Origin of the sequence: Vibrio aerogenes (assembly GCF_024346755.1) — a bacterium.
Taxonomy (GTDB): domain Bacteria; phylum Pseudomonadota; class Gammaproteobacteria; order Enterobacterales; family Vibrionaceae; genus Vibrio; species Vibrio aerogenes.
Genome location: NZ_AP024861.1, coordinates 1,116,150 through 1,138,259, shown reverse-complemented (window position 1 = coordinate 1,138,259; position 22,110 = coordinate 1,116,150). Strand labels below are relative to the sequence as shown.

Sequence of the window (22,110 nt, the reverse complement as noted above, 5' to 3'; positions counted from 1 at the left end):
AAATATGAAAAAACAATTATGCCCCATCTGTGAATCAGGCTTCCTTCATTCTGAATATGAACTGACAGAAGTTGAACATCAGGGAATAAAAGGCACCATAAAAAGCTATTATTCGGTATGTGATGGCTGTGGGTGTGAACAGGCAAATGCGACCGATGCCCGGCAAAATAAACGCGCTATGATCGCCTTTAAAAAACAGGTTCAGGGATTACTGACCGGCGCTGAAGTCCGCAAGTTACGTAAGCAATGGCAATTAAATCAGAGAGAAGCCGCCCGTGTATTCGGTGGTGGCCCGGTCGCTTTCTCCAAATATGAAGCGGATGATGTGATGCAATCAGACGCAATGGATAAACTGCTCCGGTTAGCGGCTGAAATCCCGGCAGTCATGGAGAGGTTGAAGTCTCTGTCGGGGCAGGCATTTTGAACATGTGGACGGTCAGATTTTGAGTTCGAATCTGGTTTTGTCCGCTCCAGGCAAAATACCACTCACTCAGACATCCAGGATGGTTCTGCATCGAACCAATCCGTTCATTCAGTGTCTGGGTTAACCAGCGTGCTTCAATCGCCATCCGGGTGTAGATTTAACCACACATGATCCGATGTCTGTTGAACAGACTCAAAAGCTCTCATACTCTGCAAACATAAATTTTTCACCAAAAACAGTGATCCTCCGCAAAGGATAATATCCAGTCAAAACCACGGTTTACCAGGTGTACTTCCTGTCATAAGATGCTTCTTATACACTTCCTGAACATGATCAGCCTTTGTCGGCTGACAGATCCAAAGATTGATAATCATTGTCAGTCCAACTATGATCTCAATAGTTTTGTTCAGTGGAGATCCGTCATTATGCATATTTCATTAACTCCCGAACTGGAGGCTCGCGTGAAAGCTAAAGTTGAAAGTGGTCTGTACAATAATGCCAGTGAAGTGATCCGCGAAGCACTGCGTTTTATGGAAACGCATGAAGACTGGGTTCGGGAACTGAAAGTTGCCCAGCTTCGTCAGCAATTAAATACCGGACTGGAACAACTTAACCGTGGTGAAGGCGTCGAGATTGATTCCAAAGCATCACTCGATGCTCTGTTTAACAATATCAAAAGTTAATTGATATCAGTAATGAAGTTATTCATTTCACCGATTGCACAATCAGACCTGAAGCACATCTGGCAATTTGGTGTGAATCGCTGGGGGACAATAAAATCCAGCAAATATATCGACACCATCAAATCGTCCTTTCTATTCTGATGGAATATCCCTCAACCGGGCAGCTGCGACATGATTTATTGCCAGATTTACGCAGTCATTCCATCAAAAGTCACACGATTTTCTATCGGGCTTTCAATGACCGGGTTGAAGTGATACGTGTTCTGCATAACCGTCAGGATCCGTAATCTCTGGTCACTGCCAGTATAGAGGCTGTAAATTGAAGGATTCTGGTTTGAATCTGGATCTGGTTTTGTCCGCTCCTGGCAAAATACCACTCACTCATACATCCAGGATGATTCTGCACCATTGATTGAACTGGTGCTCAAGATCATTTTAGAAACGATCGAAGTTGCATCCTCACATCACCCCCCCCAAGATACCCCTCAAGTTACCCCCCAAGTGAATGCCTTACTGAAAGCGATGAATCAACCGGGAAAAAACTACAACCGGGATGAATTACAGCAGGCACTTTCACTTAAAGATCGCAAATCATTCCGTGAACGTTATTTGAAATCCGCACTGGAAAATGGCCTGATCGAAATGACCTTTCCTGATAAACCAAACACCCCTTTGCAGAAATACCGTCTGACAGAAAAAGGGCTTGCACAAGATTAAACGCCTCTGCAAGGGATGATGTTTTAAAATTTTGACGGCCCACGTTCTCTACCCAAAGAACCCACCGATATCAGAAGCTCACTCGCCTTAAAATCGCTCGTCTTAAAAAACGTCCGCAAAAAACTCCGTCAATACACGCCATGAGCGCTGGTTTGAAACCGGCTGATAAGTAAAACCCGGATTTTGAGCTTTGGGGTTGGTGTAAGAATGACCGGTATGACCAAAGGTCAGAATTTGCCAGTCTGAACAACGCGCGGTCAGCTCCTGACTGAGCCTCTCTACAGACTCGGGTGGTGACAACGGATCGTCGTATCCATGAAGAATCAACACCGCAGGCTGAATACGGGGTAAATCTTCTGGTTTCGCATCGCTCGGGGCATCATACACGCCATGAAGCGATACAGCAGCAGAAAAAGACTCACCGCTACGCGCCAGATCAAGCACGCCTTTCCCGCCAAAGCAGTAACCCATCGCCCCGGTGCGCTGTGCATCGACACCATCCATGGCACGTAATGCGTTAAGTGCTGCCAGCATCCGCCGGCAAAAAACCGGCCGATTGTTATCGAGTTCATTTTTCCATGCCGTCGCTTCTTCCGGAGAAGTCGTCAAGCGCCCGTCCCCATAATAATCAACCACAAGGACCGCGTAACCCAGTGCTGCCAGCGCCTTTCCCTGCTCAATTTCAAAATCACTGAGTCCACGGAATGAAGGGGCAATCAAAACGCCCGGTAACGGTGCTGTTTGTTGATCATCGCGGATGAATTGTCCGTGCATGGTGATATCACCATCAGTGTATGTTTTTTGTTGCTGTTGAATCATCTTATCTTCCTCATTTGTGCTGTTTTTTCAGCAGGCCGGACAAACACTGCTCTGACTTTTTGACCACCGGTGATCAAAAAGCTCACTGATGGTCAAAACCTGGTAACACTATGAAAAATCAATAAATCCGGTATTCAGCAATCCGGCCAGCTTTCATCATCATCGCAGCATCACACATATAATCAATTGTATTTGGATCATGGCTGACCAAAACCATCGTCAGCTGATGTTGTGCTTTCAGTTCATTGAGCAAATTGAGAATTTCAGCCTGCACGGACATATCCAGCGCAGAAGTCGGCTCATCAAGCAGCAGTAATTTGGGCTGTGGCAGCAAAGCGCGGACAATTGCCACCCGCTGACGCTGACCGCCGGAAAGCTGGTGCGGATAGCGATCAATCATCGCACTGCTTAAACCGACCTGTTTGAAACCCGTCTCAATACGATCATCAATATCACGCATCCCGAGCCGTTTCAGTGGCTCGGCCAGTGTCCGGCGCAGACGGTGTTTCGGGTGCAGCGAGGCGTATGGATCCTGAAATACCATTTGAACTTCCCGACGTAAATCCCCTTGAAATATCTGTCCGGGCTTGAGGGCCTGACCCAGCATACGGATGTGACCTTGCCAGTGCGGATTCAATCCGGCCAGTACCCACAGCAGCGATGACTTGCCGCAACCGGAGGGACCAACCAGTCCGAAGCATGCTCCTTCTTCCACATGCAGATCAACCCCGTGGACGACCGTATTGCGCTGATGGCCCTGCACATGCGTGACACTGACCTGATTCAGCTCAAGAATCGCTGAGGGCTTGCCTGATTGATCCTTTTCTGATCGATCAATGACCATAACGTTGCTCCTGTACGATTCGGTCGAGTGAAAACCGATCCAACGTCGGCAGTGGCGAACCCCGCTTGTCGAGGTGTGGCTGACAAGACCAGAGTGTTTGGGTGTAAGGATGTGTCGCCTGCGAAAGTTCTGCTGCGGGGAGTTGATCGAGCAGTTGCCCCTGATACATGACCAGCACCCGCTCGCTGTATTGTGCGACCTGCTGCAAATCATGACTAATCAGTAACAGGCCCATATCCCGTGCTTCCACCAGTGAGTGAATCAGCGCCAGAACCTGATCGCGCACGGCATGATCGAGCGCGGATGTCGGTTCATCAGCAATCAGCAATTCCGGGTCGTTAATCAGTGCAATCGCCAGCATCACCCGCTGCCCCATTCCGCCGGAGAGCTGATGCGGATATTGACGGCGCAACCTTGCAGGCTCCGGCAGACCGACTGCATCCAGCATATATTCGACTTTCTCAATCCGCGCTTTGCGGCTCATTTTCTGGTGAAGTTTGAGGGGTTCTTCCACCTGCATCCCAATGGTCCGGGCCGGATTCAGTGCGTACTTCGGATCTTGCAGTACCATCGCCACTTTTTGGCCGCGCAAGCGACACCACTGATTTTGCGACAGGGATAAGACCGGTTGTCCGAGTAGCTCCAGCCGGTCGGCCTGCGGTATACAGGCCGGAGGGAGCAGTCCCATCAGGGTCTTTGCGGTCAGGGATTTACCCGAGCCGGATTCACCGACCAGCGCCACCCGCTCACGGCCCATCCGGAAACTGAGGTTTTCAACCAGTGTCTGACCATTCGCCAGACGGATATTTAAATGTCTGATATCGATTAAAGCGTGTTGATTGTTATTATCGGCCATGACGCGGGTCCATCTTATCCCGTAAACCATCGCCCAGCAGGTTAAATGCCAGACTCGCAAACAGGATGGCAAAACCCGGAACGGCTGCCACCCACCATTGATCGAAGATCACCCGGCTGCCGCTGGCAACCATCGATCCCCATTCCGCCGCTGGCGGCTGAATGCCCATGCCGAGAAACCCCAGCCCGGCGGCAGAAAGAATAATCCCGCCCAGATTGAGTGCCGCCCGGACAATCGCGCCCGGCAGACATAAAGGCAGAATATGTCCGGCGATCAACCGCCAGCCGGTAATCCCCTGCATTTTGGCAGCCGCCAGATAATCACTGCGCCGCAGCGCCAGCGTTTCTGTTCTGGCCTGCCGGGCGAATGCGGGCCAGCTGGTAAAAGCCAGCGCCAACGCACCATTCATCAGCCCCGGACCCAGCACCGAGACCAGTGCCAGCGCAATCACCAGACTGGGCAGCGACATGACGATATCGGTTAAACGCATCAAACCACGTTCAGTCCAGCCACCAAGATATCCGGCGCATATGCCAATCATCAGACCAACCGGCACCGTAATTATCACCACCAGAGAGACCAGTAACAACGTTGGCCGCGCACCGTACAGGACACGGGCATACAAATCCCGGCCAAAACGGTCGGTGCCAAACCAGTGTTCAGCGCCGGGTGCCGCCAGCCGCTGGGCAATATTTTGTACGTTGGGATCATAGTGGGTCAGCAACGGAGCAAACAGAGCCGTCAGGACCAGTATGACGACCAGCAGCACCCCGAAATTGAAGGTATTGAACCATCTCAGCCAGCCTAAGTTTAAATATGTCTTCATCAGCGTGTCCTCGGATCAACCCAGCGGGTCAGTGCATCAGCCAAAGCATTCAGCGTCACAAAACAAATGCCGATCAGGAGTGTTGAACCCAGTACCGCAGGAGTGTCTGAAGCAAACAGAGCGCTGGTCAGATAGCGGCCCAGTCCCGGCCAGGCGAATACGGTTTCAGTCAGGACGGCACCTTCGAGCAGGCTGGTATAAGAGAGTGCCAGAATGGTGATCAGCGTTCCCAGCACATTGGGAAAAATATGGGAGAACAAAATCCGCCCGCGGGTGGCCCCTTTTGCCAGCGCGAGTGTGACGTATTCTTTATTGCTCTCTTCCAGCATCACCACCCGCAGCAGGCGGGTAATCGAAGCCATCGACAACAGTGCCAGCACCGCCACGGGCAGCCAGAGATGGCCCAAAGCGTTAAGGATAATCTCCGGGTCGCCACTGCGAAACGCATCCAACAGCACAAAACCGCTGTCGTATTCCATCGTGTAGGTGTAAATATCATCCAGCCGTCCCGGCCCGGCAGACCAGTGCAATGTAGCGTAGAACAGCAGTAATCCCAGCAGCCCCAGCCAGAAGACCGGCACAGAATAGCCAAGCAGAGAAATCAGCCGGGCGACATGATCCAGCACACTCCCCGGCTTATATACCGCCAGCGAAGCCAGCAGAATACCGGACAGTGCGCCAAAGAACATCGCAACCGTAGCCAGTTCAACGGTCGCAGGAAATGTGCGCATCAGATCATCGAGTACCGGTTGTTGCGTGATCTGTGAAACACCTAAATCCCCCTGTAATACCTGCCGGAAGTAACTGAAAAACTGCACCGGCAGGGGCTGGTCAAGCCCTAACTGATGACGGGCCTGCTGATAAGTCGCTTCACTGGCATGGTCACCCACCAGTTGCAGCGCCGGGTCAATCGGTGCTGAGCGGGAAAGAATAAAGGTAAAAACCAGCAACCCCAGCAGTGTCAGTAAAAAGGACAAAAAACCGCCCAGCCAGTGCTGAAAGCGGTTTGTCCAAAGCCGGCGCTCAGCACCGGAAGATTGGATGTGTTGAGTCATTATTCAGATTTATATACGTTTTTGTAGAACACCATTTCCGGTGTAATCCCCTGGACATAACCTTTGATGTTATCACGTAACGCGACCAGTTTCTTGTTCTGTAAGCCGACCACAAACGGAGATGACTCACGCACCTGACGTTGCAGTTGCTGGTAAGTTGCCGTCCGTTTTGCACTATCGGTTTCTGCGCGCGCCTGTATCGTCAGCTTGTTCAGTGCCGGTGTATGCCAGTTCGCCCGCCATGCCAGTGTTTTACTGCCATTTTCCGGGTTATAAGCAAATGCAGAGGCATTGGTATGCGGATCAAAATAATCCGGCCCCCATGACGTCAGGGTAGCTTCATATTTGTGGGCTTTGACATTGGTCGCCACCTGGCTGCTGACCCCCGGAATCAGTTCCACATCAATACCTGCTTTGGCAAAGCTGGCCTGAAGCGCCTGCGCAATATCAAGATAAGGGGGCTGGTTAGAAACCACCAGCTTAAAGTGCGGATGTTGAATACCGGCATCTTTGAGAATCTGTGCCGCTTTTTCCGGGTTATACTGATAGGGCTGATCGGTCAGTGCACCATTGAAGCCCACCGGCAGAAAGTTCTGCTGAACCCGGAACTGGCCGTGCATCAAATCCTCTGCAATCCCTTTGTAGTCGAATGCATACCGGGCCGCTTTCCAGAACGCAGCCTTACCGATGTCGGGATTGGCCTTGTTTGCAACATTGAACATCAGATAATACAGTGAAGCGTAAGGCAAATTCAGGGTTTCCACACCTTTTTTGCCTTGCAGCGAAAAATACTGATCCGTGCCCAGGTTACGCACCAGATCGGCATCGCCCTGCTCCAGCAGTAACTGCCGGGTTGCCGCATCAGGAACATTCTTCATCAGTACATATTTCAGTTTCGGTGCACCGCCCGGAGATGTGGTATTCGCTTCCATCATCAGAACCTGATGCGGAACGTACTTCTTAATCTTAAACGGACCACTTCCCGCGGAATGAGCATTCAGCCATGCATGTCCCAGATCGCCGCCTTTTGCGTGAGACGTCACGGTTTTAGCATCAACAATCGATGCTGCCGGCGCAGACAGCAGACTTAAGACAAATGAAGGACCGACATCGATATTCCAGGCCACTTTGACCTGATTTTCAGACACTTTCGTGATCAGTGAATCTACGTTTTCTTTGGTCCAGCCCAGTTGCGTCAGGATAAAGGAAGGTGCCAGATTGAGTTTGACGACACGACCCAGGCTGAAAATGACATCTTCCGGACGAACCGGGTTACCACTGGCAAAGGTGGCTCCTTTTTTGAGGGTAAATGTCAGGCTGTGCTGCTCTGCCTGCCACGATTCAACCAGTGTGGGAGTCAATTCGGTTGGATTATCCGGATTTGACTGCACCAATCGCTGATACAGGTTGTTAAAGCTTTGAACAGAAGAGAGTTCAAATCCCTGTGCCGGATCAAGGCTGGTTACATCATCCAGAGATTGAGCAACAACCAGGGTATTGTCAGGCGTTTTTGCCAGTGAAGGTGCTGAGAGACTCAGTCCCAGCATCAGGCTGATCGCCAGCCGTGTCAGTTTATGTTTCATCATTCATCCTTTTACACATCATCTATCCGGGATAGTGATAATTATTTACATATTTATCACTCTAACTTAACCGATTCATTTTGTGACCACAAGCACATTAATATGTAAACATTATTACAATTACATCTAAGATGTAGCGAAAAACTCTTTTAAAACCCGCGTCACCCTACAAATATCTGTCATCACTCACCGATACCAGCCCATATACCTATGATAGTGCTGACAACAAGCCGATACGACGCTGACACTATTGCGTTATCCTCCGCGCCACACTTACAATTCAGTCCGTACAACTTAGTCCGTACATACAACTTAGTCCGTACTTACAAACCGGTCCGTACATATAACCCGGTCCGTAAATACAACTCAGGCCATACTCAACACCAGAGATCTGAGCAATCATGCAGGGAAGATTTATGCTGTATCAACTTTTAAAGGACGCTGCCAGCCGCAGACGCCTGAAAACCGTGGCAATGTGGCTGGTGGTATTACCAAGCCTGTCGGCCTGTTATCTGAACATCAATATCGGCGATTCGGATGACGATGACACAGACACCACTTTGCCGGCATACTGGACACCCACCCCCGGCACCAGCTGGCATATTCAGCTGCAAAATCTTGATCAGCTCAGTATTGATGCGGCTATACCGGTTTATGAAGTGGACTTATTTGATGGTGCAGCAGGCAGCAACAGTGTAATTGACCGGCTGAAGCAGCAAAATAAGAAAGTGATTTGTTATTTCAGCGCCGGAACCAAAGAGGACTGGCGGGACGATGCCAGCCAGCTGACAGATGATGCACTGATTCCCGATGGCGCGCTGCAGGACCGGCCGGGTGAAACCTGGCTGAATATAGGGGATCAAACCGCGCTGGAAAACATCATCCAGCCCGTGATAATCGCCCGGCTGGATCTCGCCCGGGATGCAGGATGTGATGCTGTCGACCCGGACAATATCGACGCATACACCAATACAGATGAAACCCATGGCCTGATCAGCTATGCCGATCAGCTGTCTTATAATATCTGGCTGGCTCAAGAGGCCCACAAACGGGATTTAAGTATCGGCCTGAAAAACGATCTCAACCAGCTGGACACTTTGGTGACTCATTTTGACTTTGCCGTCAATGAGCAGTGCTTCGCTTACAATGAGTGCAGCGTGTATGAAAATACTTTTCTCAGTGATGAAAAGGCGGTGTTTAACCTTGAATATTATCAGGATGGCTCAGACGGAGAAATCAGCCGCTATGAGTTCCGTAATACCGCCTGTCCTTATTTCCGGCAAACCGGCATTACCGGTCTGTGGAAACCGGACTATACGCTTGACGGGCAGAATATGGTGGCCTGTCCGTAAATCTGGTCTTGCGTAAACCCGGTCTTCCATCCCCCTGAAGCGTACAGCAGAATCAGGCGATTCATCGCCTGATTCTGAATATATCTCCAGAAAATCATCATTCGTCTGAAACATTTTGTACAAATGTTATCCAATGTCTTACCAATCCAGATCATCTGATCGCCATCTTTTCCGGTGCAAATCAATATATTTGCAATCAATTGATGAGCAATCTCTTCAGATGATGTGGATCAACTGGGTATATCACAACAAAAGGTCGTAGATGTATGAAATTAGTCAGTCAGGTTTTGATTCCTCTGGTATGCAGCAGTTTACTGCCCGCACAGGCTCAAAACGTCAGTCAATCTCTCAAAGAAGGGTTTGTCCACCCCGGTCTTTCTCATAAATTATCCGATCTGGAGCGGATGAAATACATGGTGAAACAGAAAAAAGAACCCTGGATTTCAAGCTTCACACGGCTGAACAATGTGAACAGTTTTGGCCGGTGTGACTACAAGGTCAGGGGAAGTCAAAGTATCACCACGCTTGATGCCACCAACCGCAATAATTATGACAAATTTAAATATGATGGGATGGCGGCCTACCATAATGCGCTGCTCTGGGCGATTACCGGGGAAACCTGCCATGCAGAGAAAGCGGTTGAGATTTTTAACAGCTGGAGCCACCTGACCGGGCTGAAGTCCGGCGGTACCCGTTCGCTGGATGCCGGGCGGGTGATCTGGAAGATGCTGGAAGGCGCGGAAATCATCAAAGCCACTTACAGCGGCTGGAAACCAGCCGATATTCAGGCATTTTCGGACATGTTGGTTTATCCCGGTTATTCAACAACAACCGTGCCGGAAAAAGCCATCAAACAGCAGCAGGTCACCTTTTACTGGAATATGTATAACGGTGATCCGGGGCGTCATGGCAATCAGGGATTATTCGGTTTCCGGGGGATAATGGCGATGGGGATTTTTCTTGATAATCACACCATGTATCAGCGGGCACTGCGTTATCTGAAAGGCGAATCTCATCCGGATGATGATCTGCCTTATCAGGCGGGCCCTTTTAAGGTCTCAGACAAACCCGATAAAACCACTGAGTTTTTTGATGAATATAAAATCAGAACGCCCGATTCCGCAGCAGATGACTATGGCTTTAATGAACAAATCAGCCACTATATCTGGCCAAATGGTCAGGGACAGGAAAGTTCCCGCGATCAGGGACACGCGCTGTTAGGTGTCAGTATTTTAGTCACCATGGCAGAAATGGCCTGGAATCAGGGAGATGATCTGTACGGTTTTCTCAATCACCGGATTCTGTCCGGACTTGAGTATTTCTACAAATACAATCTTTCCTATGTTCACAAGTATGATGACCAGCCAATCCCCTGGGAGCCGACGGCGCAAAACGGTGAATTTTTACAGAAAAAGGACCGCAGCGGCCGCTGGTATTCCAAAGAAATCAACCCGTATTTTGAAAACTCAACGGCCAAAACATCCCGCGGCACCATGGTCTACGCAGAAAAAGCACCGATAGGAGAGATGGCACTGGGTCACTATCGTGATCGGCTGGGCCTTGATCAAGACAAATACCTCTGGACCGAACGGGCATGGCAGCTTTCTATCGATAAAACCGGTTATTACGAACGCGCGGGTACGCAGGTCGATCATCCGGGCTGGGGCGGACTGACAGAACGCCGTGCCCCCATGAGTCCCGGAGATCCGGTGCAGCTCAATCAACAGAACAATCAGCTGGTTTATCAGACGCATCTCATTCCCGGCACCATCGAAGCTGAAGATTTCGATCAGTTTGCAACCGGGGGTGAAGGGCATACTTATCATGACAGCGATCCGCAAAATCATGGTGGTGCCTATCGTCCGGATGAAGGGGTTGATCTCTATCAGGTGCAAGGTCGAACTTACGTCGGACAGGTGAACGCCGGTGAATGGCTGGGATACACCGTTGAGGTGACATCAGCCGGTACCTATACCATCAACCTGACTTATCAGGGACTGGCTTCGGGCAGCAAGATAAAAATCATGCTGGGCAAGCAGGATCTGACCGGTCAGGTTTCACTGCCGGCAACCCACGGCAAGTGGAGCACCCTCACACTGGTCACCGGCGTGAAGCTGCCTGCTGGCATGGCGAATCTGCGGATTTATTTCTCAGGGAAAGATCAGGCCATCCGGCCGGATGCGATTTCCTTCAAATAACAGGTGATTTCCTTCCGGTATAAAACGTGAGCGAAAAGATACCCTGTATGGCGCCGCCGTGCAGGGATATTCCCTGCCTCAGCCCCATGCCTCAACAACACTCCTGTTCTATCTGATAAAGTAGTGCAGACGCCTGTTCATCCCGGCATTCTTCGAAGTATTTATACAGCATATTCAGCTGATTACCGATAAAGTGCAGATTATCGTGCGCTCTTTGTTGCTGCTCCTCAAGCTTGTGATGGAAATATTGCAGCCATTTTTCTCCGCCATGGCTGGCCTGCAGGTGTTCATTCAACATCTGAATGAGTTGGTCCGCATTTTTATCGCAATCAATATTACAAAATGAGATATAGCGATCAGTCTCCGGTGCTGTCATTGCTTCCTCAACAAAAAATAAGAAAAACAAGTGACAGCAATTTATGTTCCTGATAATAAGCCACTGAATTAAATAGCATAATTTTATTGTTTTTGTTCGCACGGGCTTGATTGTCAGCAGGATTGTCATATTGATGACAATCCTGTCCAACCGGTTGTCATATTCCTGCATCAAAAAACCCCGCACAGAAAAACGATGCGGGGCCGGATCAGTGATCCTTTCAGATCAGATTATTGTGGTCCTGCGCAACCTTTCACTAACTCAGGAACTTTGGATGCGTTATCCAGCGAGTAGCTGTAAGACGGTGTCCATTCAGAAGGTGGATTACTGCCACTGCCGCCGTGTCCGGTTTCTTTTTTACCGGAAGTGTTGTGATAAGTGTTACCACTGGCTTTGATATAAGACGGATTACTATCCTGGAAGCGGTGCGGATTCTTCACGCCATCGAAATAGTTATTCTGAATCAGCGCAGAAGCCCATGACCCTGTGCCAACCGCGTAGGAGTTGCCTGTGGCAGAATAGTAGTTGTTATAGACATGGCCTTTACCAAACAAGAGACGAGGCATTCTTTGATCAACCAGATTACCGAACCAGTTGTGGTGAACAGTGACATTGTTTTTACCGGTGTCCGTATCACCATGAGTTGAGCCACCACCAATCAGGAAAGCCAACCGGTGACCATTGCCGGAATCGGTATAAGAGAATTTGTTCCAGGAAACAGTGACTTTATCGGTGCCGCGGGTTAAATCCAGCAGGCCATCCGCTGCATCAGTCAGATTCAGGTGATCAAACCACAGATTTTCCGAACCACGGGATGCAATGGTATCAACCGGCTTATTGTTTTTGCCTGCACCAAGAATATTCAGATTCCGGACAATAATGTTGGATTTATTTTTGATGTTGATGCCCCCTTTAATCGTCGCGTTCTTATCCACGCCAATCAGGGTTTTGTTGCTGCCGATTTCAATCGGGGAGTCGCCGGTAGTAAAGGTCCCGGAAAGTTTCAGAACACGCGGTGTACTGTCTTTTGCCAGTGTTCTCAGCTCAGATAAAGAAGTCACGACCTGTGGTGTTGCGTTGCCACCTCCGGTGGTATTATTTCCCCAGCCGTAGAGTTTGACCGGGCAGGTTGAAGAACCTGAGTTATCATCATTCCCCCCCGTGTCACCATTATCACCATTGTCATCATTTCCGCCTGAAGAATCAGAGCTGGTGCTGAGTACTTTACAGGAAGCCGTTGGTGCAGTTCCGGAGTGGCTGCCCTGAATAAAGAATGACGTACTGTCACCGGCCTGAACGGAACCATTCCAGTCCAGATTCGAGGCAATCACTTTTTTGCCGGACACGGAGAAATTTGCATTCCACTTATTGGTAATTTCCGGTGACTGTTTAAAGTCCAGCTGAACTTTCCATGCAGATAAATTGCTGCTTTCGCTGTTCACCTTAATTTCCATTTGATAGCCGTTAGACCAGCTTTCGATATCGGTTGAACATGAGGCTGCGTATGTATAAGAAGTGCTGAGTAAACCACCACAAACCACCGTAGCCGGTATCATCAATAAACGTGTTAGTTGTTTCATAATTCACCATTTTGCTGTGTATCAATTTGTCATCAACAAATTGATTGAAAGAGTCTGGCGCCTGTGCAATCTCTGAGGATCAAAACCCGTCTCTTTCCGTTATTGAATTCAGATTCGAATATTTATTCTGATCGGATTGATTATTCCAAGTGGATAATAATCAACCATGAGCACTATAATGCATATCTAACTATTGTTATGTGATTGCCCCTTTCCTATTGATTCAACTTATAAATAAATTCGTTAGCAACAGCGTTTATTGAGTGAATGAATATCAGTCAGATGATACAAATAAAATATTTTATGCATCAAGTCACATTAGATGCGTTTTTTATATGCAACAATTATTTTTAAGATAATATATTTTAAATCAATATGCTATATCCCTATCGATAACAAATACCGGATGATGACCCGCTGATGAAGGTGTCTGCCATTTCCGGCACCGACAGAGAACCAAACCATGAAAAAGAGAGATATCAATCAACTGCAACAAAACTCATCAGGAACAAATATGACACGCCGTCACCTGATAGCCGGTGGGATGGCGCTGTCTTTTTCAACAGTGATTTCAGCCATGATGCCACGATACTCTCTGGCATCCGGCCTGTCTCAAAGCATCCCGGCGATGACTTCCAGACGACGAGTGATCGTTTCAACCGATGTCGGGGGAACCGATCCGGATGATTTTCAATCCATGGTTCACCTGCTGGTCAGTGCTGACAGAATTGACATTGAAGGGCTGATTTCGTCCCCGTTTGGGCCGGGAAGAAAACAGGATATTCTGGATGTGATCGACATCTATGCACAGGACTATCCGAACCTGAAAACGTGGTCTTCAAACTATCCGGCCCCGGCCGCATTGCGACAAATCACGAAGCAAGGTTCAGTGCCCTCCCAGGGCTATGCCGGATTTGGTCAAAGCACGGAAGGTTCTGAGCTGATCGTGCAATGTGCCCGCAAGCCGGATCCACGCCCTTTGCATGTCCTGGTCTGGGGAGGCATCGATGATTTAGCGCAGGCGCTGCATGATGCACCGGATATTCTGCCCGGACTCAGGGTTTATTACATCGGCGGTCCCAATAAGAAGTGGTCCGCCGATGCCTATCAATACATTGCCGACCATTTCCCGGCCCTGAATATGATTGAAGCCAACTCAACCTATCGCGGCTGGTTTACCGGCGGCGACCAAAGTGATGATCTCGGCAACACCGGCTTCGTCACACAGCATGTCGCCCCCTATGGGATGCTGGGACAATACTTCGCAACCAAGCTGGGTGGAAAAATAAAGATGGGAGACACGCCTTCTGTCGCCTGGGTATTAAATAATGACACTTCAGATCCATCATCTCCCGGCTGGGGCGGACAGTTTGTCCGGGCATGGGCACGGCCTCACGTCGTGTTTGATCATCTGACGACCGCAGCTGACCGGGTCGAGCGTTTCAGTGTGGTTGAATTCAGGCTGACTGCCAATCCCGGCAACCGTGAAATGGCATCTTATCTGAAGTTTGAGAATCAGCGGTTGCCCGGTTACTGGAATGGTGAAGCGATGTGCTTCCGGTGTTGCCCGAAAAAAGCCACGCTGAATCACTATTCGGTTGAAAGTGAGATTCCGGAACTCAATGGTCAAACCGGCAGTTTTACTTCATTCCAGCCGCCAGCAGAACGGAGCACTGAACCTTCGCCCCGCTACCCTGACTGGTGGACTGATAATCCGGATCCACAGCTGGCTGAAGGAGAACATCAGGGAGCCAAAACCGTCAGTAGGTGGCGGCATGAATTTCTCGAAGACTTTGCTGCCAGTATGCGTCGTTGTGCCGGACCCAAATAACGGATTGATCACAGACCGGTGGTCACCGGTCATCCCCCAACTCAGGATTGATGTGTTCTGACAGTGGCGTCAAACTCAACATCAACAATGCCGATCAGGCCAAAGCCTGGCTGACCGTCAAAGCCAAACGGGTCAATCAACCGGGCACCGGCACCATGCCTATCATTCTTGCAGTCACCGATCACGGCAGCCCCAGACTGACCCGCTACAAACGCGTGATTATCAATGTTCAGAACTAACCTGCTGCTGAACCAGCTCCGGATGAACCCACTGTTTGAGCCAGTCAAATGCTTCGAGCTGTTGCGCTTTATAAAATACATGCCCGAGCTTCGGCCAGACTTTGGTCACCAGATGGTTTTCCGCATGCTGACTGCGCCAGATCTGATGCAGCTTCTGATACGCCTGTTCTACAGCAGCATGCGGGAAAAGTTTGTCCTGACCGCCATTAAACACCAGCATCGGCTTGGGTGCCGCTATCCCGGCAATATCCGGAAAGTCCATCAGCTGCGGCAATCCCGGATGCATCATGTAATACGCGGACTGTCCCCGCAATACATTATTTCCCGGTGTCATCAGCCCTTCATAAGTCCCCATCCATGAATCCGCAACCGTTGCAGCGGCCTGCGGACGTAATGCCGCCAGTTGCCATGCACGGTATGAGCCCATCGAGAAACCGACGATCGCAACCCGCTCCGGGTCGACTTCCGGCCGGGATGCCAGAAAATCAAACGCCCGCATGTCCTCATAAGCCATATTCCCCGCCAGTGAACGTCCCAGATTAAAGAAGTTACTGGCCAGTGCCTGCTGCTTTTCATAAGCCATCGGACCACGATCTCCCCAGCCCAGCGCATCGACCGCAATCACCACATATCCGAGTTTGGCCATTTCGTCACCGACAAACCGTCCGGTGAAGAATTTATCTGACCACGCCTGCGCGGAGGCCAGTTTCTGTTCATCGCCCCAGGGTTTGATCATTTTTTCTTTACCGATATCAAATTTTGCGCCGTGGTCATGTAACAAAATCGCAGCAGCATGCCGGCCTTTCGTCTTCGGTACCAGCATTAGCGCAGAAACCCGGCTTTCATCGGTCAGATTGAATGCCAGCTGATAACCGACATAGCTGCCCCGGTCGATGGTATCGAGCACTTCAGGCTGAAAATCGACATGGGAATCCGGCGTCAGCAAAGCCTGACGCAGCTGTTTGCGGGCTTCATGCCGCCACTGGTCAAAATTTCTGAAATGCCCGCTGAGCCATGACATCGGGTAAGTCATCTGCTGCTTCAAAGCCGGATAAAAGACCGGCAACATATCCTTCGTCAGCGCCTGATGCTGATAATCACTCTCTGGTGCAGCCTGAATCCCGGATACACCAGCGAGCAGACAGGCGGCACAGAGTAAACCTTTCCATTTCATATCATTACCTTTTTAAAACGTGATTTCATTTTGATTATAAATGTCGTTGAATAAAGATACGCAGAGATGGATAACAGTTCAGACTGTAAATAAGACCATGCAACCAGCACCATTCACATTTGTATGAAATACCAGCCAGGTTGTCTTTTCAGGTTGCCGGGGTACAAAAACGATGAAAGGAAATATTTACTGCCGTGTCAGTGAATCTTCTCCGTCAAGGAGATCGGTCAGTTCAGGACAGGAATCATCAAACTGAGCATAAACGGATCGGGGAATATCCTGTCTGTCAATACGGACATGATGATAATACTTTTGCAGAATCTGAATGTAACGTTTACTGGCGATGAGCTGCTGAAATCCGTGGATGAATTTGTCTTTCAACACCTGATCTTCTTTTCTGAAAATCACGGCCAGCGGCACGGTCAGAATCGGCTGTTTAATCGTGGCAAACTCATGCATTTTATCCGGAAAATGCTCATGAATAATCTGCCATCCTGCCAGATCAACGGCAATCGCAAAGTCGATTCGTCCTGCTTCCAGTTTTCTCAGATTCTGAACAATCCGGCTGGCATACGAGACATTCAGACCCGCCCGTTCCACAATCCGGGTCGTGGCACTGCCACGGACATTGCCAATTGTATAGGGCGATAAGCCGGATAACTGACTGAAGGAGAAACCATCCGGAAAGCGCTGACGTTTATAGAATAAAACGAAATTCATGTTCAGAATGTCAACATTGTCAATCTGCGCTGACATCCCATCCGCCTGAAACCAGCCGGAGACACCGAGATTCGCATTCACCCGCCCCTCCCTCAGCGACCAGACATTTCTCGACATGGGCAAAACCTGAAACTCAGCCGGAAGATTCACCAGCGCAAAAGATTCACTCACAATATCTCTGCCCAGACCATAGCCAAGGGGGAGCAACTGTTCCGGATAGATATAAGGCGGGTAATTCACTGTCGAAACAATGACCGGCTCAGAAGTTGCCTCAGAGATGGCTGACGCAAAAGCAGGCGCACCAAAGGCATACTGGCAAAGCATCAAAAACAGGATAATCAGGCTGCGTTTGTTCAGAATATCCCCCGGAACTTCAGACCTTACCCACATAAGGTGATTGATTTTCATTCAATACAAGTATGAAAAACCGCTTACCAAACAGCAAATACGACGAGTAAAAACTATGACGCAACGCATTCATTTTTAACCCATTTATCCATAATAAACACATGGTTTTGTTGAGATTTAACCATCCATTCTTACCGCAGGTCACTGTTCATAAACAACAATATCAACCCGCCGGTTCTGCTGACGTCCCTGCGAAGATGAATTCCCCGCAACCGGATGATTTTCACCATAACTGATAACCTGCGTCTGTTTCTTGTCAATATGATGTTGCGTCAGGTAACGCCGGACCGATGCAGCCCGTTTGAGTCCCAGTGAAAAATTATAGCCATCCGGACCAGTTGCATCCGTATTCCCTGCCAGTACAATCCGGCTGTCTGCCTGAATCTTCGCCAGCAAACGGTCAAGCACCGCCACAGAAGCAGGCGTGAGCATATGGCTGTCAAAATGAAAATACACCCGGCCCGCCGTGTTTCCCTTCTCTTTTTGAAGGGATAGCGTCTTTGGTGATAGCGCCTTTGGTGATAGCTTCTCTGGTAATGGCTTTTCAGGTGAGACCCCCTCTGACGAGCGGCCTTGAGCGAGAAAATATGACGCACATGTTTGAGTCACCCCGAGATGTTTCAGTTCATCCGCCAGCTGCTCCCGGACAGAAGAATGCCCCCCGGCAACCATGCGCATTCGGGTCCCCCGGTGTAAAGAAACCCGGACGGCGTCACCGTCGTAAATTTCTTCTTTCACGGTCAATCCCGGTTTGTCACAAAACCGGACCAGGTGATTGTCCTGTTCCCCGGCAACAGACGAAACCGTGACAAACAGGCATCCTGCCATCATCAGCAGCCGGAACAAATTCAACATGTTTTACTCCTGTTTTAAATGACCAATTTCTTCAGCAACCAGTGACAAAATCCGGTTCAGTATTTCCGTTTTATTCCTGGCATAGAAGATGTTATCTTCACCAACACATTCATCTAAAGCTGTATTCGTCTTTCCCTGCTGATAATCAAAACCGATCATGTAAATTTCAGCTGTATCCCCGTCAACTGACAGGTTGCTCTTAATTTTTTCGCACAAACCGTAGTCGATCACTAAATGGTTACCAATACCAGCATAAGTATTTCTCCACTCTCTGGTCCATCTGGGGCCGGTTCTACCTATTGGAGTATAATTTCCGGTGTCCACACCATCAGATAAAATAATCAGTAATTTTTTACTGTTCGTTCCTGATTGCAGTAACTTGTATGACTCAATCAATCCAAGATAAGATGCTGTTCCACCTTTTGGCCAGAAACGTCTTATTTGAGTGATAAATGATTCGGCATTATTGTGACCAGAATTGATATAGTGGGTTAGCGGAATACTATGAAAATAACCTACAGTAGAGTAATTAACTGCACATATATCATCCTCAGTATAAGGCAAAGTCTGCATTTTGGAGATGGTGTCTGGATAATCGACCTGTCTGTTCCGTTGAAACCTCAAATGCTCAACATGTCCTAATCCCTGCGATATAGTGCGTCTTTTGTTATTACACCGCTCACTTCCAGCTCTTCGACGCACATAATGACTGTAAGGCGCAATACCGAGCGTATTGGTTTTACCGGGTATATTCAGCGAGTTAAATGCATCCAGTTCATCAGCCACATCGAGGACGATATCAATCAAATCCTGATATTTTCTCTTTGTTCCCCCATCCCAGTAATCGTCCATTGAGCCGGAAAAATCTGCTGCCAGCATCACATCGATGGCATTACTCTGATACTTGCGCGAAGTGCTGTCACCGGATACATCAATGGTTTCACCAAACCCGACAATGGCATCATTGCCGGGAAACCAGCTGGGAAATGACAGCCGGGCAGACAGCTGATACTGAAAGAAACGGGGTCCGTCACTATTCCGGCAAGCATCAATCTGCTCACAGTTGAGGCGTACAACCTGTAAGCGCGCCATATCGGCGGGGGTTTCAATTCCGAGATCCGGAAAATATGCGGCGTAAAAATCTGCTGCTATCTGCCGGTTTTCATCACTGCCCTGCTCCCCTGAATTGGATGCGGCATGCGCAGAAATTGCAAGAATAGCCGCCTCAGAGGCATCCATCATGCGCGCTTTGTATTGCAGTGCCCGTGCCCCGTCTGTTCCCAGAATAAAGATCCCGGACAACACAGGAACCATCATGGCAAACAGCATTGCGGCATGTCCCCGCTGCGTCATCATCCGGCTGTGCATTGCTACCTCCCGATACTCACGGCATCCGACTGAATCCGGATAAAGTCCACATGGAGTAACTGCCCGATCCAGTTGTCTGTGTTGTAACACAGCGTCACCCGGTACAAAGCGGACCGCCGCCCCCATGTCGTCATCTTTGACAGATAAGTCATCTGACTCAGCGGCTCCCGCAGGACACACTGAATACCGCTCAATGACGCCGTGCCCGACGGAAAAGTGGTATAGGTGGCATTCTGTTGCGCATCAAAGGTCACCGACTCAATCAGATAGCCAAAGTTGAGCGGATTAAACCGGCCCATCGTGCGTTGCAGGGAACCAGTCGCAATGGTCACAATCAGATCAACACTGTCCTGATCCGGCACATAATTCTCTTCATAGAGCTGAGTTCTTTCTTTAAGTAAATTCACCATGGCATAAGACAGCCGATCCAGTTTCCCTTTACCGGACAGCTTGACGATCACATCGGCACTGAAGGTCAGCAGCAGGCTGAGCACCACCCCGATAATGGCAAATTCAACGGTGAAATTACCCCGCTGTATCTTATTCATACTCAAATTATTCATACTCAAACTGGTCACGCTCATATTCCTGTATCACAATCGCTTCGCGGGTAAAAAGCTGCGCCGAATCAAGGAAGTAATTAAACATCGGCTGATAGCGGTAATTCACCCGGTAAACCGCAATTGTGCTGTGATGCGCCGTACCACATTCTTTGATAGATTCACCGGTATTCACCGTGCAATCATTGTCTCCGAGCTGTGCCAGCGCCTGTTGATCTTTCACATACTGAATTGAAAAGGTGAAATCTGACGTATCGATAAACCGGGCCCATAATGACTGCTGGTCCTGCAAGGCACTTTGAAACAGCTGAAGGTAAGCTGTCTGACACCCTTCCGACTGACAGTCATTCGAGTCATCCAGTTTGGCAATCCGGGCGGCTTCGCTGACGGCATAATCCGACAAAGCGGATACATACGACATATAGCTCATTTCCACCCATGCCATGCACACCCACCAAAAAGCCATAAAACCAAGCACAAATTCAATCGTGGCGATACCGCAAGCCTGACGCTTAATGCGCCACTGAGACCGCTGCTGCATCTGTCCCTCCTGTATCCGGCTGCAAAGATTTGGTTGGGGTCGTTGCGGCTGAAGGGCGCATCACTTCAGCCTGTTGCAGCGCCTGATAAACCATGTTGATCTGGGGCTGCGTCAGCGACGGATTGAGATGCTTTTTGAGATAATCCAGCCGGCCATTTTTCGCCATGGCCAGTAACAAATTGGCCAGAAACTGCGGGTCTTCCTGATCCGGTTCCGGGATGGTCATCAGCCGCTGAAGGGCCTGTTGGTCCTGTCCTTCCAGCATATCGATTAACGCCAGATTATTTTTCACCTTGGCATCCGCATAAAAATATCGCCGCGCCAGAACAAACCAGTCTCTGGCCTGTGTGTAGTTGCCCGCCTGCGCTTCAATAATGCCCAGCAAATTGGCCGTTTCTCCGCTTTCGGGCACGGGATGCGCCTGATTTGCCGGATCCCGGAGAATACTGATCAACCACTGTTTCGCCGGTGCTGCCTGGCCTAAATCCATGCAGGCACTTGCGGCAATCAGCCGTGAGCGGGCAGACAGCGTTTGCAGCCTTTTCTGAAAGCTTTTTTGAGATTTGTTTTGAAGCCCGGTTTGAAACCTTGTCTGAACATGGAGCGGCTCAGCGTCTGACTGGCCGGAAGAAGAGAGTTCACCGAAGAAGCAGGGGCCGCTTCCGCTTTCACGTCTGGCGGTATTTTTCCAATACGCACTATCAGACTGAGGTTCATGCGTCCGTTTGCCATTCGTCCGTTCGCCATCCGCTGGTTTTCCATCAGTGAACTGGCCATTCAGCCCTTGTATGAATAAGGGCCGCAGAGTGAACAACGCCGATTCCGGATCGCGGCTGTCAAGATACGTTTTTGCCAGTTTTTCCCGCCAGACCGCCGATTCTTCCTGCCGTAACCGGGCCTGATAAAAATCGATCAGCGCCGGATAGTTTTTCGCCGCAATCAGTACTTTTTCCTGCCGGTTTACATCCGAAAGCTGCCGGTCAGGCAACGGGCGGCTGCCGGATGCACATCCTGCCAGTAAAACGGCACAGCTCAGGAGCGTGAGTTTTTTCCGCAAGCCAGCTCTCGTCAGCCGCGGCTTCACCAGTCTGCATTTCACAG

The 22,110-nt window shown here is 49.5% G+C and carries 23 protein-coding genes; 8 read left to right on the top strand and 15 right to left on the bottom strand.

Annotated elements, in window-relative coordinates; translation table 11 throughout:
* Positions 1-4 precede the first annotated feature (4 nt).
* From OCV29_RS05235 to OCV29_RS05225, 4 genes are all read left to right on the top strand, one after another.
* Positions 5-424, top strand: a complete 420-nt coding sequence (locus tag OCV29_RS05235; RefSeq protein ID WP_073604752.1) for a type II toxin-antitoxin system MqsA family antitoxin — start codon at positions 5-7, stop codon at positions 422-424.
* Positions 425-849: 425 nt separating this feature from the next.
* Positions 850-1,107: a type II toxin-antitoxin system ParD family antitoxin gene (locus OCV29_RS05230; protein WP_073604751.1), complete on the top strand. Its 258-nt coding sequence runs from the start codon at positions 850-852 to the stop codon at positions 1,105-1,107.
* 140 nt (positions 1,108-1,247) lie between these two features.
* A complete protein-coding gene (locus OCV29_RS23655; RefSeq protein WP_084193410.1) occupies positions 1,248-1,394 on the top strand; it encodes a type II toxin-antitoxin system RelE/ParE family toxin in 147 nt (48 codons plus the stop codon).
* A gap of 121 nt (positions 1,395-1,515) precedes the next feature.
* Positions 1,516-1,824 carry a Fic family protein gene (locus tag OCV29_RS05225; RefSeq protein ID WP_073604732.1) on the top strand — a complete coding sequence of 103 codons (309 nt, stop codon included), beginning with the start codon at positions 1,516-1,518 and terminating at the stop codon, positions 1,822-1,824.
* Positions 1,825-1,926: 102 nt separating this feature from the next.
* Here the strand turns inward: OCV29_RS05225 and OCV29_RS05220 are convergent, their stop codons facing one another.
* From OCV29_RS05220 to OCV29_RS05195, 6 genes are all read right to left on the bottom strand, one after another.
* The gene (locus tag OCV29_RS05220; RefSeq protein WP_073604731.1) at positions 1,927-2,643 is read right to left on the bottom strand and encodes a dienelactone hydrolase family protein; all 717 of its coding nucleotides are present in this window, start codon (positions 2,641-2,643) and stop codon (positions 1,927-1,929) included.
* Between the two features lie 118 nt (positions 2,644-2,761).
* On the bottom strand, positions 2,762-3,487 hold the full coding sequence (locus tag OCV29_RS05215; RefSeq protein ID WP_217653312.1) for an ABC transporter ATP-binding protein: 726 nt from the start codon (positions 3,485-3,487) through the stop codon (positions 2,762-2,764).
* Complete coding sequence (locus OCV29_RS05210) at positions 3,477-4,343, bottom strand: ABC transporter ATP-binding protein (protein ID WP_073604730.1); 867 nt, start codon at positions 4,341-4,343, stop codon at positions 3,477-3,479. Before OCV29_RS05210 ends, OCV29_RS05215 begins: the two co-directional genes overlap by 11 nt.
* Positions 4,333-5,169 (bottom strand): ABC transporter permease, encoded by an 837-nt coding sequence (locus OCV29_RS05205; protein WP_073604729.1) that lies wholly within the window; start codon positions 5,167-5,169, stop codon positions 4,333-4,335. Before OCV29_RS05205 ends, OCV29_RS05210 begins: the two co-directional genes overlap by 11 nt.
* Positions 5,169-6,224, bottom strand: a complete 1,056-nt coding sequence (locus OCV29_RS05200; protein WP_073604728.1) for an ABC transporter permease — start codon at positions 6,222-6,224, stop codon at positions 5,169-5,171. The genes OCV29_RS05205 and OCV29_RS05200 overlap by 1 nt, the downstream gene beginning before the upstream one ends.
* Positions 6,224-7,810, bottom strand: a complete 1,587-nt coding sequence (locus tag OCV29_RS05195; protein ID WP_073604727.1) for an ABC transporter substrate-binding protein — start codon at positions 7,808-7,810, stop codon at positions 6,224-6,226. The genes OCV29_RS05200 and OCV29_RS05195 overlap by 1 nt, the downstream gene beginning before the upstream one ends.
* Positions 7,811-8,223: 413 nt before the next feature.
* On the opposite strand from OCV29_RS05195, the gene OCV29_RS05190 reads away from it, so the two are divergent.
* Together OCV29_RS05190 and OCV29_RS05185 are read left to right on the top strand one after the other, a co-directional pair.
* Entirely contained in the window at positions 8,224-9,159 is a 936-nt protein-coding gene (locus tag OCV29_RS05190) for an endo alpha-1,4 polygalactosaminidase (protein WP_217653311.1), read from the top strand.
* Positions 9,160-9,425: 266 nt separating this feature from the next.
* Positions 9,426-11,357, top strand: coding sequence for a carbohydrate-binding protein (locus tag OCV29_RS05185; protein WP_084193407.1), 1,932 nt, complete (start codon positions 9,426-9,428; stop codon positions 11,355-11,357).
* 91 nt (positions 11,358-11,448) lie between these two features.
* Here the strand turns inward: OCV29_RS05185 and cowN are convergent, their stop codons facing one another.
* Positions 11,449-11,733, bottom strand: a complete 285-nt coding sequence (gene cowN / locus OCV29_RS05180; protein WP_073604746.1) for a N(2)-fixation sustaining protein CowN — start codon at positions 11,731-11,733, stop codon at positions 11,449-11,451.
* 230 nt (positions 11,734-11,963) lie between these two features.
* Positions 11,964-13,313 (bottom strand): pectate lyase family protein, encoded by a 1,350-nt coding sequence (locus tag OCV29_RS05175; RefSeq protein ID WP_073604726.1) that lies wholly within the window; start codon positions 13,311-13,313, stop codon positions 11,964-11,966.
* A gap of 514 nt (positions 13,314-13,827) precedes the next feature.
* Between OCV29_RS05175 and OCV29_RS05170 the strand changes: the two genes are divergently transcribed.
* Positions 13,828-15,144, top strand: coding sequence for a DUF1593 domain-containing protein (locus OCV29_RS05170; protein ID WP_084193406.1), 1,317 nt, complete (start codon positions 13,828-13,830; stop codon positions 15,142-15,144).
* A 50-nt stretch (positions 15,145-15,194) separates the two neighbouring features.
* Entirely contained in the window at positions 15,195-15,383 is a 189-nt protein-coding gene (locus tag OCV29_RS05165; protein ID WP_073604725.1) for a hypothetical protein, read from the top strand.
* Here OCV29_RS05165 and OCV29_RS05160 read toward each other — a convergent pair.
* From OCV29_RS05160 to OCV29_RS05130, 7 genes are all read right to left on the bottom strand, one after another.
* Positions 15,367-16,557: a dienelactone hydrolase family protein gene (locus tag OCV29_RS05160; protein ID WP_084193405.1), complete on the bottom strand. Its 1,191-nt coding sequence runs from the start codon at positions 16,555-16,557 to the stop codon at positions 15,367-15,369. The two genes, OCV29_RS05165 and OCV29_RS05160, sit on opposite strands and share 17 nt — an antisense overlap.
* 186 nt (positions 16,558-16,743) lie before the next feature.
* A complete protein-coding gene (locus OCV29_RS05155) occupies positions 16,744-17,667 on the bottom strand; it encodes a substrate-binding periplasmic protein (protein ID WP_073604724.1) in 924 nt (307 codons plus the stop codon).
* A gap of 159 nt (positions 17,668-17,826) precedes the next feature.
* A complete protein-coding gene (locus OCV29_RS05150) occupies positions 17,827-18,540 on the bottom strand; it encodes an OmpA family protein (protein WP_073604723.1) in 714 nt (237 codons plus the stop codon).
* 3 nt (positions 18,541-18,543) lie between these two features.
* Positions 18,544-19,908 (bottom strand): TadE/TadG family type IV pilus assembly protein, encoded by a 1,365-nt coding sequence (locus tag OCV29_RS05145; protein WP_084193403.1) that lies wholly within the window; start codon positions 19,906-19,908, stop codon positions 18,544-18,546.
* Between the two features lie 2 nt (positions 19,909-19,910).
* On the bottom strand, positions 19,911-20,486 hold the full coding sequence (gene tadF / locus OCV29_RS05140; RefSeq protein ID WP_306345607.1) for a tight adherence pilus pseudopilin TadF: 576 nt from the start codon (positions 20,484-20,486) through the stop codon (positions 19,911-19,913).
* Positions 20,464-21,009, bottom strand: coding sequence for a TadE/TadG family type IV pilus assembly protein (locus OCV29_RS05135; RefSeq protein WP_073604721.1), 546 nt, complete (start codon positions 21,007-21,009; stop codon positions 20,464-20,466). Before OCV29_RS05135 ends, tadF begins: the two co-directional genes overlap by 23 nt.
* A complete protein-coding gene (locus OCV29_RS05130) occupies positions 20,981-22,066 on the bottom strand; it encodes a tetratricopeptide repeat protein (RefSeq protein ID WP_139281632.1) in 1,086 nt (361 codons plus the stop codon). The genes OCV29_RS05135 and OCV29_RS05130 overlap by 29 nt, the downstream gene beginning before the upstream one ends.
* Between the last annotated feature and the right edge of the window lie 44 nt (positions 22,067-22,110).